Source organism: Streptomyces sp. NPDC026515, from assembly GCF_055567595.1.
The window spans coordinates 601,568-614,015 of record NZ_JBVHQD010000001.1 but is presented as its reverse complement, the minus strand read 5'-3'; the positions used below and the strand labels follow the sequence as shown (position 1 = coordinate 614,015).

Below are 12,448 nucleotides of genomic sequence, written 5' to 3'. Positions count from 1 at the left end.
GCCGTCGCGGTTCTGCGGCGCGATCTGGATCAGGTGCGGGCGGGGACTATGCGCTCGGCGCGCACGAGGGCGTCCCGCTGCATCCGCCGGTGGGCATCGAGGGCGGAACCGTACTTCTCCGCCAGTCCGCTGATGTAGTGGGCCTCGCGCCGCTCGCCGATCGAGCGGAGGGAGACGGAGCGGGCGCAGGTGGCGTCGGCGACCGCGATCCGGGTCTCGTTTGCGAAGGTCCTGGCCTCCTCGGCCGGGGTCTGCTCCGCGCTGTGCTTGCGAGTGGATTGCCGTGCAGCGTCGGGGTCAGGAAACGGGTGGCCCGCCTTGCTCATACAGCGAGACCAGGCGGCGACCGCGCTCTTGAGCTCCTTGTCGCGCAGCAGCTTGCCCACGTAAAGGGGCCGCAGGTTGCTGACGGTGGTGTCGGAGCGGAACCATGCCGCGGGATCGCCGTACAGCGCCCTCTCCGCCCGGCCGGAGCAGCCGCCGGAATGCTTGGTGACCGTGCCGCCGGCCGGCGTCCGCGACTTCAGTTCTACGGCGTCCCGGCCGCCGTCCATCGCGATGTCGTATGCCATCTGGCGCGAACGGGAAAGGGACTTGCGATAGGCGATATTGGGGTTGTCCACGCGGGCGCGGTCCTCCTTCGCCATGATCCGGCTGCCGTAGCCGTGGCTGCGGGCCCAGTCGACGTCGTCCTGGACGTAGCCGACCGGCCGGCTCTCCTCCAGGCTCAGCGACTTCCCCTCCCAGAAGCGGAAACCCTGCTTCCTCATACAGTTCGTGATCAAGTGCTGCTCGGCGTCGGAAATCCGCAGGTCCTGGGCGTACGTGAGCTGCCCCCCGGCCACGGTGGCCGCGGCCTTCACGGCCGGCGTGGCGCGGTGGGCCGCGTCGGTGTCCGCCGTGCAACCGGTCAGGGCGAGCGAGGCAAGCAGCGCTGTCGTGCCCACCACAGTGGTCGCGCGTCGCGTGCTGCGTCCAGTCGGTCCCACCGTCCGGCGTGGGGCGTCGGTGCGCTTCAAAGGCATGCTCCCGAGGCGAAGTCGAACTGTCGTGTACGGCTGCTCATGCCGCGACGTGGCCCGGATGTGCTCCGGTACTCGACGACCGTAGGCGGAGGCCGCGCCCGAAGAGCACCAACAGGCGCACAGGGATTCCCCAGTTCGCGCACAGTGCACGATCCGGCTGTACGGTGCCTGTGCGACCAGGGGGAGGGGCGGCGGCATGACGGACTGCAAGAGTTCCCGCTTAAGAGGAACCGAGTCGTTCGAGGCTGTGGCCTCGGCCTTGTTCGCTCCGCTGCGGGTGACACATCCTGACCCGAAGGGGTTCGAAGCCACGGTCGACCACACAGACGTAGGACCCATGGTCGTCGCTCGCGTCAAGGCCACTGCCGCAGTGGTGACGCGAGACAACCGCAGCATCACCTCCAGCGACGTGGAGTGGATGCACTTCAATCTGCATCATCACGGTTCCCTTACGGCGGTCCAGGCTGACCGGACCACGACAGTGAAACCCGGTGAACTGTTCGCCTGTGACGGCACCCGGCCTTACCGGCTCATCGGTGCCGGTCTCAGTGACATGACCGTGCTCTGCGTCCCCCGGGCGAGTCTCGGCAGATACGCGAACTCCATCGGCCGACGCACCGCGCTCCCCCTGCCGGGAGCGGGCGGGATCGGCGGGCTCCTCGGCCACGCGCTGTCCGCAGTCAGCGAGGACTTCCCCCGTCGGGATGTGGCACGCACGCATGTGGCGGACGCGCTCGCTGCGCTCCTCCTCGCCGCTTTCGCCGACACTGCCCCGGAGCCCGTTCCCGTCGCCAGCGACCTCGTCGACCGTATCCGCGCCTACGCGCTTGCCCACCTCGGCGACTTCCGGCTCACCGCCGAGCAGGTCGCGCGCCAGCACGGCATCTCCGTCCGGTACCTGCACGTACTTTTCAAAGGCAGTGACCTGACCTTCGCCGCGTGGGTCCGGCACGAACGCCTGCTGCGCATCCGCCGGGACCTCCTCGACCCCGCCTCCTCGGACGCCTCCACGGCCGCGATCGCGGCACGGTGGGGAGTGCATGACCCGAAGCACCTCGGCAGGGCCCTGAAACGCGAGTTCGGGGAAACCGTCAGCGACCTGCGTCGCAGGTGACACCACCGCGTCACGGCCACGGTCACGTCATGGCCGGGACAGGGTGCCTTGCTACTCGCCAACCATTCGTCGGTCACGCGGTTCAGATGGCGAGCCGGCCGCTCCCGAGTGCCACAACGACCGGGATACCGCGACCCTGCGCAACGACCACGGCCGGCTCATCGACGAGGCGTCGTGGATACCACCGCGGCGGCGGCCACCGCCACTGACCGCGAGAGCGGGTGCCGGCCTCCCCGGGCGGGACTGTCAAACGAGTGCTCCAACCACGGTAGTTGAGGTTACTGACGGGCCGCCGACAGGCGGCCGGCCGTCGAAGGTGATCTCGAAAGCGTTCAGGGCGGGGACTCGATCCCGTTGGTGATGCAGACACGGGCGGCGAGGGCATGGTCAGCTGAGGTGCATGGCGATCTCCCAGCTGACCGGTAGTTCGACGTCCCCGTTGATCCTCACGTCGATCACCACGGGACCGTCCTGCACGGCCAAGGCCTTGTCGATCTCACCGAAGTCATCCGGGCTGCTTACGGTGAAGCCCCTGGCACCGAAGCCGACGGCCAGCTTCGCGAAGTCGGGCTCCGGTGTGTCGGCGTAGGACGTGTTCAGCTTCTTGTGGAAGAGGTCGTGCTTCTCCTGGCCCACCGCGTTGTCGTTGAAGACGACCACGGTGAGGGGAAGTTGGTGACGGACGGCCGTGTGGAAGTCGGCGAGGTTCATCATGAACGACGCGTCTCCGGTGGCATGCGTGACGCGCTCGCCGGGACGCGCGAAACAAGCTCCGATGGCGATGGCCAGTCCCTGGCCGACGGCACCGAAGTCCCAGCCTAGACCCCAGTTCTCTGCGCGCGGAACGGTCAGGGTCTTCACGCAGACCATGGCGGCGTGGCCGCCGTCCAGCACCAGGATGCGGTCGTCCTTCGGCAGCGCGTTTTCGAGGTACTCGGCGGCCCGGCGGGGATCCGACGAGTCGCCGTCCGTGTAGTTGACGGCCTCGGGCTTGCTGTCCTGAATCCGTTGGCGCAGGGCCGCGTCGGCCGGACGGGCCTGCATCACCGAACCGAGGCTGTCCGTCAGGGCCGACACGGCCGTTTTCGCGTCGGCGGTGATACCGACCGCGACACGGGCGAACCACCCGAAGGCATCGGGGCGGGTGTCGATCTGAATGATCTTCTTGCCGTTCTCCAAGAGCTTGCCGAAGTGGGTGGTCCACTCGTTCAGGCTCGCGCCGACCACTACCAGAACGTCGCTGTCGGCGAGGGACTGCACCGCCAGGTCGGATCCCAGCCCGCCGCTGACTCCCAGATACAAGGGGTGGTCCGCGCAGAACCCCGCGGCGTACAGGGAGACGGCGACGGGCGCCCCGAGGTGGTCGGCCAGTCCGCGAACCTCCTCCTGGGCTTTCGAGTTGACCGCGCCCAGTCCGCAGAGGATGGCCGGCCGTTCGGCGGCCGCGAGGATCCGGACGGCCTCCGCGATGTCCTGACCGTCCGGCGGCTGAAGGGCGTCTCTCTTGTACATGGGTGTGTATTCCCAGTCGGCGTCGGGCATGTCCGCCTGCTGCATGTCCTGGGGAAGGTTCAGGATGAACGGCCCTTGGTTGACTTTGATCTGGCGGAAGGTCTCGCCGAGGCAGTAGTCGACAGTGCGGGGCGACTCCAGCCGGACTGTCGCCTCGGTGGTGAGTTTCGCGAGCGCCTGCTGATCCACCATGCCCTGCGGGTTGTACGGATCGTGGAGGGAGGCGTGACCGGCGAGCAGCAGCACAGGGGACCGGTGGAGCCGGGCGGCCACCAGTGAAGTGGTCGCGTTGGTGTAGCCGGGCCCCTGGGTGACCGTCGCCAGACCTGGTCTGTCGCTGAACCGCGCGAAACCATCCGCCATGCCCACCGCGCTTCCCTCGTGATGGGCGTGGACGAACGTCAAGCCGTGACGATCGCCGAGGTCGACGATGAGGTCCTGGTTCGCGTCGCCCATGACTGCGAACAGATGGTCGAACCCCTCCGCGGCGACCGCCTGCGTCACTGCTTGGAACGCCTTCATCTCGGACTTCCTCTCGCTCTGATCGCTGATTCGGCAGCGGGGGCCCGTCGCACGTGGAACCGTTCGACAGCAGCACGGATGTGAGTCCGTCAGCGATTTCGGGGCGCGCCGGGGCGCGGTAGGTGTGCGCCCGGGCGACCGGAGACCGCCTACCTGCTGGGCGAGGGCAGGGCGAGCCCGCACGGCGGCAGCCCGATTTGCATCATCCACTCACCTGCTCTCGATGGTGTCGCGAGTCCCTGTGAGCCGCAATCGGACTCGTCGCGTGCTTGCGAGCAGAGGGCACCGTGCATATCCGGACGGGCCGCTCGCGTCCGTAGTCCCCCTCTCTGCGTCGCTCCGCCCGTAGGCACTGGCGCGGCCGGTTGTGTCGCCTGTCCCCCGACGGATGCTCCGGCACGGCGAGGACAGGCCGCGAGCGCTGCCTGCCGGGAGCCGGCGTCATCCCGAGATCACGGCAGCCCGCGGAATGAGCGGCAGCGGCAGCGGCAAATGACCGGCAGCGGATGCCGAGGGTGGCCGTCTCAACCCTCGGCAGCAACTGGCTGTGATCATCGACCCACCGGAGCAGCTTCTCCAGCACGCCCTGCCGAGCCCGCTCCGGCCCATTCCCCGGGGAGAATCGACTGCGTGACCGGGCACGAACGCGAAAGGCCCGGAAAGACGGGTCAGCGCAGGCCAGCACGCGGGCCCCGAGGCGGACTTCGGAACGGTCACCTTCCACCCAGCCGCATCCCGCGGCCGACAGCACCGCCCCGGCCACGACGGTTCGCGGTGCCTGTGCCCGCGCCGCCGCTCATGCCGCGTCGTGCCTGGCGGCAATCTCGGTCACCGTGACCGCGACCGTGACCGGGTCCGCCAGGCGGTGGGCGGCGAGGTGGGTGATGAGGGCGGCTGTCACCCGGTCGTGGACGTCTCGGGCGATGTCCAGCGCCCGCCGTCCCTCTGCCAGGACGCAGCGCACCTCGATGTGCCAGCCCGAACCGTCCGGCGCCCGGTCGGCGCGTATGCCGGCCTCGGGCGGCGTGGTGTCCGCCCGGGTGGGCGCGGCGGCTGCCGCGAGGCGCCAGGCGAGGCGGGGTTGCAGGGCGGCCACGCCAGGCACCGCGAGGGCCGCCTCGGCCGCTACGCCGAGGAGCGCGGTGGGGCCGGTGGCGGTCATCATGCGCCACCGTCCGTCGGGAGGCGGGGGCCCCGGGTCGGCCCCGGTTCCAGTACGTCGGCCACGGTGATGTCGACGGCTGTCACTGTGAGCCCCAGGTCCTGTCCGGCCGAGTGAAGGACCGTTCGGCGTACCTGGTGGACCCGGTCGGGCAGAGGGCGGTCGAGGGCGGCGGCCAAGGTCATGGTCACCCGCACGTCGGTGCCGTTGTCCTCGGGTATGAGCCGGCAGGCAGCGGCCCTGCAGCCGGAGACCGTGTCCGCGGCCTGCCTCAGGATCTTCGCCGCGGCGCTCTCGGCGATCCGCAGGTCCCGGTCGGGGTCGGCCAGGGGCAGCATTCGCCCGAACCGGGCCTCTGCCCTGACGACGTCCATGACCCGGTCGACGAGTGCGCGCAGGCCCGGGGGGTCCTTGTCGAGCAGCGCCCGGGCAGCCGCGTCCACCGTGGCCAGTGCGTCGACGGCCTCTCGGCAGTGCGGACAGGACACCGCGTGCGAGTCCGCGGCCGACGGCGCGTCCCGTGCCTGTTCCCAGACCCGGCTCAGCAGACGGCCGCAGGACAGCACCTCATCCCCGGCCAACGGGGGCACGTCGGCGGCGACCGGAGCGTCGCGGGACCCGTCGGGTCCGGGAGGCCCCGGGGGCGGGTCGTTCAGCGCCATGGGCCCATCGCCTCCTGCAGGGATCTGCGCGCCCTGAAAAGTCTGCCGCGTACCGTCTGCTCGCCGGTGCGCGTCACGTCGGCTATCTCCTTGTAGGGCAGGCCCTGCACCTCCCGCAGGATCCAGCAGACCCGCTGTCCGGCGTCCAGTTCGGCAAGTGCGCAGGACAGTGCGGCCGTGGCCGCGTCCTGCTCGGCGGCCCGGGCGGGCTGGCTCCACGCATCGCCCGCCGCCGGTTCGGCCACGGTGTCCAGGGGGACGGGCGGCGGCCGGCGACGTCGCATGGTCTGGCAGCGGTTGACGGTGATCCGGTACAGCCAGGTGTGAAACTCCGCGCCGTGCCGGTATTCCGGCAGGTGACGCCAAGCGCTGACGAAGGCGTCCTGGACGGCCTCTTCGGCGTCCTGCGGGTTGCCCAGCATGCAGCGGGCCATGGTCAGCAGGGACTGGCTGTGCCGCTGGACGAGCACGGCGAAGGAGTTGTCGTCCCCCTCGGCCGCCCGCACGGCCAGCAGTCGGTCCGGCAGGTCGCCTGCCGACGGGTCGCGCCCCGACGTCGGGAGAACAGCGTTTTCGATCATGGCGCCCCCACACACGGTTCGGACCTGCCGAGTACCCGACAGGCCGCACGTGACGCACATCACATCCGCCGCGGTGTGAGGATTGTGGCGCCCGCTATGTCCAATCCATCGGAGGGCGCCGCACCGGTGTCCGAGAGACCGATCGAGGCGACCGCCATGACGGACAACATCACCAGCGTCGGCAGGGACAGCCGGCCCGAGACAGGCGTGAGCGCGCTCAAGGGCCGCGCCGGGGCCGGGGCTCCGGCCGAGACACGGGGCAGGACCACCATCGCGGACGGCGTGGTGGCCAAGATCGCCGGCATGGCCGCCCGCGAGGTACCGGGCATCTACAACCTGGGAGCGGGGATGGCGCGCGCCTTCGGCGCCATGCGGGAACGCGTCCCCGGCGCTGCCGGAGGCGGAGCGGCGGTCACCCGCGGCGTCAAGGTCGAGGTCGGTGAGCGACAGGCCGCGGTGGACCTGGACGTCGTCGTCGAGTACGGCGTTTCCATCGTCGACGTCGCGGGCGGCGTGCGCACCAACGTCATCAGCGCCGTGGAGCGGATGACGGGCCTGGAGGTCGTCGAAGTGAACATCGCCGTCGACGACGTCCACCTGCCCGACGACGAGGAGGAGCCGACCGAACCGAACGAGGGCCGCGTGAGGTGACCGCCGCCGGGACCACCGCCACGTCCCCGGGCATGAGCGGATGACCACGGCACAAGGAACGCTCGCGAGACGGGTGAGGGCAAGATGAACACAGCAACGACCGGCCTCGCAGCCGGTATGGCCCTGGGCTTCGCCGGTTACTTCGGCGGCTTCTGGGCGTTCCTGCTGGTGCTGGTCCTGGGTACGGCGGGGCTGCTCGTCGGCCTCGTCGTACAGGGCGACCTCGACCTCCGGACACGGAGGCAGCGGTGAAGACCCGGCCCGGTTCCCCCAGCGAGGGGTCGGGCCCGCAGACGCCGGCCGCCGGGCTGCCGCCCCCGGCCGAGCGGGGCGCCACCGTCATCCCGGACAGGGTGGTCGCCCGTATCGCCGCGCAGGCCGCACGCGCGGCGCAGTCGCGGCGCGCCGCCGTACCGCCCGATCGGGGCGGACCTGCGCCGCCCCACGCCACCGCCGCCGTCCGCAGCGGATCGGTGCGCCTGCATCTGACCATGGACCTGCCCTACCCCACCGACATCCCCCGTGTCTGCGAGCGGATCCAGCGGGACGTCGCCGAACGGGTCGCCCAGCTGACGGGGCTGCGGGTGGGAGAGGTCCTCCTCACCGTCCGGCGGCTGGTGACCGCCGTCGACTCCAGTCGGGGGCGGGTCCGGTGAGCGGCCGGGCGGCCCGGGCCGCCGGGCACGCCGTGCAGGAGGGGCGATCGCGATGACATCCGATCCACGTCCTCCGGGCCGCGGCTCCGTGTCGTCCGCGCACCGTGCCGCAGTGCCGCTGACGAAGGAGCCCGACCCTCCCGAACGCGACGTGTCCACCTCGGAGCTCACAGCCACTGAGCGCGAGGAAGGGCACCGAACCCATCGCGGGTGGTCGGCGCGCCGCATCACGGCGGCGCTGGTCGCCGCGGTGATCCTCGTGGCCGCGGTCGCCACGCTCGTCGACGTCGTCGCCGTACGGGCGGGGCGTCCGGCCGCGGCCTGGCGACGGCACCTGGCCGACGAACTGGCAACCCGTCCGGTGGACGACGTGTGGATGCTGACGGGGGCCGCCGTGGCCGCCGCCGTAGGCGTCTGGCTGATCGTCCTGGCCCTCACCCCCGGCCGGCGCCGTTGGCTGCCCCTGCGCTCACCCGCCGGATGCCCGCGAGTGCGGGCCTTCGTGGACCGCGACGGAGCCGCCGTCCTGCTGCGTGACGCCGCCATGCGGGTCCCCGGAGTCGGCGCGGCGCACGTCCTGGTGGGCCGCCACCGCATCAGAGCTCGCGTGGACGTCCGCTTCCGCGACCCGCGACAGGTGAGGGACGACCTCACGGCCGTCCTCGACGAGGAACGCGACCGGCTGGCCCTCGCACGTCCTCCCCGCATCGCCGTACGGGTGCGGCGACGCTCCCACTGACACAGGACCCGTAGCACCGGAGCCCGCCATGACACCGCGATCCGCACTCAACCGCACGCTGCTGGCCGTCGCCGGACTGGCCCTCCTCGGCGGCGGACTGCTCATCCTCTTCGCCGGACTGGACCTCTACCAGCGGCACGATCTGGCCCCGCCCGCCGGCTGGCCCCTGACCCGTCCGGCCGACGTCCTGCTCGGCTCCGCCGACCGGGCTCGCTGGAGCGGCCAGGGCTGGTGGTGGTGGCCCGCGGTCATCGCCGCCCTCGTCCTCACCGCCCTGCTCGCCCTGTGGTGGCTGCTCACCCAGCTGGGCCGACGCCGCCCCGGCTCCCTGACCGTCGGCCGCCCCGCCGCGCAGGAGGGTGTCGAACTGCGCGACCACGCACTCAGCGAAGCGATCGCGAACGAAGCCGGTGCCCTCCCAGGGGTAGGCCATGCGGCCGTACTCATCACCGGCCGACAGGGCCGCCCCCGCACCCACATCAAGCTCACCCTCACCCCCGAGGGCGCGCCCGGCGCCACTCTCGGTGCCCTGTGCGAAGGCCCGCTCAGCACCGCGCGTCGGTCCACCGGCGTCAGTGACATGGCCGCCGAGGTCCGCCTGCAGGTCAGCCGCCACGGGCCACACCGCGTGGAGTAAGGAGGAGAGAGCGGCCGTTCCCGCCGACGCCCTTGCGGCCCACCGCAGTTCGCGGGCGCGCCGACACCACTCCCCGAGGGAGAGATCGTGATCATCCTGGGCGCTTCACCGACGGGCTGACAGAGGAGCGCGATGCCGGCGGCGAGGAATTCGGTGAGGAACAGCTCATCGGGTGGGTGAGGAACAGCTCATCGGGTGGGTGAACCGCCTTGAGCCCACGGCCCGACAGATCCGGACACGGCCGACGGCACGCAGCCTCCCGCCTGTGATCCTCACCGGCCCCGAGATCACCGCCGCCACCCAGGACGGCCGATGGGGGATCCCGCCGTTCGCTCCCGACCAGGTCAACTCCCAACAGCTACAACGCCCGACTCTGCCTCGCCCCGCTCACCCACGCACACCTCCGACGTGCTCGATGCCCACCAGCCCAACCCCACCACCGAGTTCACGATCGGCCACGACGGCCACGTCCTCCGGCCAGGCGAGCTCCACCTCGGCCACACCCCCGAAGACCTGACGGCCGACCTCGAACTGGACAGCGCCTACGGGCGTTACGTCGACACGGCCGGCGCGGAGATCCCGACCAGCGTCAACCTCATGTCCCTGTTCCCTGTCCGGACTCCACCGCGCGCTGCGCGGGGCACTGGTCGGTCACTTCGCGGCGGCGGAGACCACCTCGTCGCCCGGCTCACGGCGCGTCGCACCCGGGCCGCGACGGGTCGGTGCGGACCCCGCCGCCGTCCACTTCCACACCGAGCACGTGGAACCTGCTCACCGCCCGGCGCGACGGCCGCACCGTACTGCGCACCCCGTTGCGCCCTCGACGCGTCCGCCGGACAGGCGAGGCGGCGCGTACGCCGTACAAGTGGACTGCCCGGGTACCCGAAGGCGGTGCCGCACCCTTCGCTCGGACGACCTGCGCGTGGGCGATGACACAGGGGGGTGAGTGGCGGTCAGGGAATACCGCGGCGACCGCCACGCCCCACGAGGCAGTCGAGGAGAGGCATCGCGATGTCTGCACAGTCCGCGCCCGAGTCGGCTCGGGAGGAGCACGGTCCGCCGGACGGGACGGGCCCGAACGGGTCCCGCCTGAGCACGGCCCTGCGCGAACAGGGGGGAGCGCCGCGGGAACCGTCGAACTCGGAGTCACGCGGCGCGCGTACCCGGTCCTGGGTGACGGTGGGTTTCGGTCTGGGGCTGGGGGCGAGCCTGGCGTGGCTCGCGGTGCAGACGGTCACGCGGGTCAGTTCGATGCTGACCCTGCTGATGCTGGCCCTGTTCATCGCGATCAGCCTGGAACCGGTCGTCGCGTGGTTCACACGCCGTGGGCTGCGCCGCGGCTGGGCCGTCGCGATCGTCCTGACGGGGTTCGTCGTCGTACTCGGCGGCTTCCTGGCCCTGGTCATTCCGCCCGTGACCAAGGAGATCACCGCGCTGGTGAACGCGGTACCCGGCTGGCTGGAGCAACTCCACGACCACCAGTCCACGATCGGCCACCTGGAGGACCGCTTCCACCTGGTCGAGAAGGGCAAGGAACAGGTCGGTACGGGAGGCGGGGCGTCCGGCCTCGCGGGAGGGATCCTCGGCGCGGGCCAGAAGGTCCTGAGCACGGTCGCATCCACGGCCATCGTGATCACCGTGACCCTGTACTGCATGGCCGCGCTGCCGGCCATCAAGGAATTCTGCTACCGCTTCGTGGCGGCCAGCCGCCGCGAGCGCGTCGAGGGCGTGGCCGAAGAGATCATGAACCGGATAGGCAAGTTCATGCTCGGCAACCTCGCCACCTCGGGGATCGCCGGGCTGGCCACCTTCGGCTGGTGCGCGGCGACCGGCGTCCCGTACGCCGCCGCCCTGGGCGTCTTCACCGCCCTCATGGACCTGATCCCGATCGTCGGCTCCACTCTCGCCGGCATCGTCGTCAGCCTCGTCGCCCTGTCCGTGTCCTTTCCCATCGCGATCGCGACCGCGGTCTTCTACGTCGTCTTCCGCGTTGCCGAGGACTACCTCATCGTGCCGAGGGCGATGAAGTTCGCCGTCGACGTCCACCCGTTGGTCACCGTCCTCGCGGTACTGGTCGGCGGCGCGCTCCTGGGCATCATCGGCGCCCTCGTCGCCATCCCGGCGGCCGTCGCTGTCGGCCTGGTCCTCGACGAGTACGTGTTCCCCAAGAAGGAACGAAACTGACGCCGCGTCGTTCGTGGGCGATTCCGGACGCGGCGGTGGCCTGGGCTGACGGCGTTCTCCTGAGCCGTTCGGGAAGCTGTGCGTCGCGCCCTCGCGGTGCGCTGATCCCGACTGTGGTAGTCGACAGGTATGCCGAAGAAGTCGCCGACTGCCGCAGGCCGTTCCTCTCTCTTCGAGCGGCTGGGCCGCGTGTTCGGCCATTCACCGGTCGGACGCGGCTGGCGGCGCGGCAGCGATCTGCAGCTGGGGCAGCGCTCGCTGGGTTTCGCCGCCCTGGGATTTCTCACGCTGGTGCCGCTGCTGACCATTGTCTCCTCGGCCGACCCGGAGCACGGACGGGGATTCGCGCAGTGGCTGGGGGAAGGACTCGGCGTGTCGACGAACGCCAGGAGACATGTGGAGCAGTTGTTCACCAGCCCCACTCAGGCCCTGCGGACCACGACCGCCTTCGGAATCGCCGTCCTCGCCGCCTTCGGCCTGACCTTCGGGGCCGCCGTACAGTCCGGCTACGAAAAAGTCTGGGATCTGCCCCATGCCCGCTGGTGGGCCAGGTGGCGCCACGTGGTGTGGCTCGGTGTACTCGTCGGCTACCTCTTCGCCTCCGCCACCACCACGCTTCGAACCAAGTCCTTGGCCGGCACGTTCACCGCGTCAGTGAGCGCCGTCCTGTTCTTCTGGTGGTCGCAGCGCATACTGCTCGGCGGGCGGGTTCGCCGGCGTGACCTGCTGCCCGGCGCGGTTGCCACCACAGTCGGGCTGCTCGGTCTCAGGGTCTTCTCCCGGCTCGTCTACTCGCCGCTGATCGCGTCCAGCGTCATCACCTACGGTCCCGTCGGAACCGTCCTTGTCATCCAGTCCTGGCTGGTCGGTGTGGGTACTGTCGTCTTCGGCGGTGCTCTGGTCGGCCGGTTCCTTCGCGAGGAACTCCCACGCGTGGCGTGCGCGCTGAAGCGGCGCGGATGAGACCAGACCCCGAAGCTCGGGACTCCTTGACCGGCCTCGC

Annotated in this window: 13 protein-coding genes and 1 pseudogene; 9 read left to right on the top strand and 5 right to left on the bottom strand. The window is 70.8% G+C overall.

Going from position 1 to position 12,448, the window contains the following annotated elements:
- Nucleotides 1–29: 29 nt before the first annotated feature.
- Nucleotides 30–947: a hypothetical protein gene (locus ACZ4O3_RS02635; RefSeq protein WP_467720897.1), complete on the bottom strand. Its 918-nt coding sequence runs from the start codon at nt 945–947 to the stop codon at nt 30–32.
- A gap of 274 nt (nt 948–1,221) precedes the next feature.
- Between ACZ4O3_RS02635 and ACZ4O3_RS02630 the strand changes: the two genes are divergently transcribed.
- Nucleotides 1,222–2,139 (top strand): AraC-like ligand-binding domain-containing protein, encoded by a 918-nt coding sequence (locus tag ACZ4O3_RS02630; RefSeq protein WP_467720896.1) that lies wholly within the window; start codon nt 1,222–1,224, stop codon nt 2,137–2,139.
- Nucleotides 2,140–2,526: 387 nt separating this feature from the next.
- Here the strand turns inward: ACZ4O3_RS02630 and ACZ4O3_RS02625 are convergent, their stop codons facing one another.
- The 4 genes from ACZ4O3_RS02625 to ACZ4O3_RS02610 form a co-directional block, all read right to left on the bottom strand.
- Nucleotides 2,527–4,173, bottom strand: coding sequence for a thiamine pyrophosphate-binding protein (locus ACZ4O3_RS02625; protein WP_467720895.1), 1,647 nt, complete (start codon nt 4,171–4,173; stop codon nt 2,527–2,529).
- A gap of 796 nt (nt 4,174–4,969) precedes the next feature.
- Nucleotides 4,970–5,338 carry a hypothetical protein gene (locus tag ACZ4O3_RS02620; protein ID WP_467720894.1) on the bottom strand — a complete coding sequence of 123 codons (369 nt, stop codon included), beginning with the start codon at nt 5,336–5,338 and terminating at the stop codon, nt 4,970–4,972.
- On the bottom strand, nt 5,335–5,997 hold the full coding sequence (locus tag ACZ4O3_RS02615; protein ID WP_362714216.1) for an Asp23/Gls24 family envelope stress response protein: 663 nt from the start codon (nt 5,995–5,997) through the stop codon (nt 5,335–5,337). The genes ACZ4O3_RS02620 and ACZ4O3_RS02615 overlap by 4 nt, the downstream gene beginning before the upstream one ends.
- Nucleotides 5,988–6,578, bottom strand: coding sequence for an RNA polymerase sigma factor (locus tag ACZ4O3_RS02610; protein ID WP_467720893.1), 591 nt, complete (start codon nt 6,576–6,578; stop codon nt 5,988–5,990). The genes ACZ4O3_RS02615 and ACZ4O3_RS02610 overlap by 10 nt, the downstream gene beginning before the upstream one ends.
- A 156-nt stretch (nt 6,579–6,734) precedes the next feature.
- Between ACZ4O3_RS02610 and ACZ4O3_RS02605 the strand changes: the two genes are divergently transcribed.
- The 8 genes and pseudogenes from ACZ4O3_RS02605 (at nt 6,735) to ACZ4O3_RS02570 (ending at nt 12,408) form a co-directional block, all read left to right on the top strand.
- Nucleotides 6,735–7,229: an Asp23/Gls24 family envelope stress response protein gene (locus tag ACZ4O3_RS02605; RefSeq protein ID WP_362714228.1), complete on the top strand. Its 495-nt coding sequence runs from the start codon at nt 6,735–6,737 to the stop codon at nt 7,227–7,229.
- 84 nt (nt 7,230–7,313) lie between these two features.
- Nucleotides 7,314–7,481: a hypothetical protein gene (locus ACZ4O3_RS02600; RefSeq protein ID WP_362714212.1), complete on the top strand. Its 168-nt coding sequence runs from the start codon at nt 7,314–7,316 to the stop codon at nt 7,479–7,481.
- The gene (locus tag ACZ4O3_RS02595) at nt 7,478–7,885 is read left to right on the top strand and encodes an Asp23/Gls24 family envelope stress response protein (protein WP_362714210.1); all 408 of its coding nucleotides are present in this window, start codon (nt 7,478–7,480) and stop codon (nt 7,883–7,885) included. Before ACZ4O3_RS02600 ends, ACZ4O3_RS02595 begins: the two co-directional genes overlap by 4 nt.
- Nucleotides 7,886–7,997: 112 nt before the next feature.
- Nucleotides 7,998–8,624: a DUF6286 domain-containing protein gene (locus ACZ4O3_RS02590; RefSeq protein WP_362714208.1), complete on the top strand. Its 627-nt coding sequence runs from the start codon at nt 7,998–8,000 to the stop codon at nt 8,622–8,624.
- Between the two features lie 28 nt (nt 8,625–8,652).
- Nucleotides 8,653–9,261: an alkaline shock response membrane anchor protein AmaP gene (locus ACZ4O3_RS02585; protein ID WP_467720892.1), complete on the top strand. Its 609-nt coding sequence runs from the start codon at nt 8,653–8,655 to the stop codon at nt 9,259–9,261.
- 510 nt (nt 9,262–9,771) lie between these two features.
- Nucleotides 9,772–10,027, top strand: a pseudogene (locus tag ACZ4O3_RS02580) (iron-containing redox enzyme family protein); the annotation flags it as partial.
- Between the two features lie 245 nt (nt 10,028–10,272).
- A complete protein-coding gene (locus ACZ4O3_RS02575) occupies nt 10,273–11,445 on the top strand; it encodes an AI-2E family transporter (protein ID WP_467720891.1) in 1,173 nt (390 codons plus the stop codon).
- 129 nt (nt 11,446–11,574) lie between these two features.
- Nucleotides 11,575–12,408, top strand: coding sequence for a YhjD/YihY/BrkB family envelope integrity protein (locus ACZ4O3_RS02570; RefSeq protein WP_362714202.1), 834 nt, complete (start codon nt 11,575–11,577; stop codon nt 12,406–12,408).
- Nucleotides 12,409–12,448 lie beyond the last annotated feature (40 nt).

What these genes read in the sequence shown, in the direction of transcription:
- ACZ4O3_RS02630 (WP_467720896.1), top strand. Translation starts at nt 1,222, where the DNA reads ATGACGGACTGCAAGAGTTCCCGCTTAAGAGGAACCGAGTCGTTCGAG.
- ACZ4O3_RS02625 (WP_467720895.1), bottom strand. Translation starts at nt 4,173, where the DNA reads ATGAAGGCGTTCCAAGCAGTGACGCAGGCGGTCGCCGCGGAGGGGTTC.
- ACZ4O3_RS02620 (WP_467720894.1), bottom strand. Translation starts at nt 5,338, where the DNA reads ATGATGACCGCCACCGGCCCCACCGCGCTCCTCGGCGTAGCGGCCGAG.
- ACZ4O3_RS02615 (WP_362714216.1), bottom strand. Translation starts at nt 5,997, where the DNA reads ATGGCGCTGAACGACCCGCCCCCGGGGCCTCCCGGACCCGACGGGTCC.
- ACZ4O3_RS02610 (WP_467720893.1), bottom strand. Translation starts at nt 6,578, where the DNA reads ATGATCGAAAACGCTGTTCTCCCGACGTCGGGGCGCGACCCGTCGGCA.
- ACZ4O3_RS02605 (WP_362714228.1), top strand. Translation starts at nt 6,735, where the DNA reads ATGACGGACAACATCACCAGCGTCGGCAGGGACAGCCGGCCCGAGACA.
- ACZ4O3_RS02600 (WP_362714212.1), top strand. Translation starts at nt 7,314, where the DNA reads ATGAACACAGCAACGACCGGCCTCGCAGCCGGTATGGCCCTGGGCTTC.
- ACZ4O3_RS02585 (WP_467720892.1), top strand. Translation starts at nt 8,653, where the DNA reads ATGACACCGCGATCCGCACTCAACCGCACGCTGCTGGCCGTCGCCGGA.
- ACZ4O3_RS02575 (WP_467720891.1), top strand. Translation starts at nt 10,273, where the DNA reads ATGTCTGCACAGTCCGCGCCCGAGTCGGCTCGGGAGGAGCACGGTCCG.
- ACZ4O3_RS02570 (WP_362714202.1), top strand. Translation starts at nt 11,575, where the DNA reads ATGCCGAAGAAGTCGCCGACTGCCGCAGGCCGTTCCTCTCTCTTCGAG.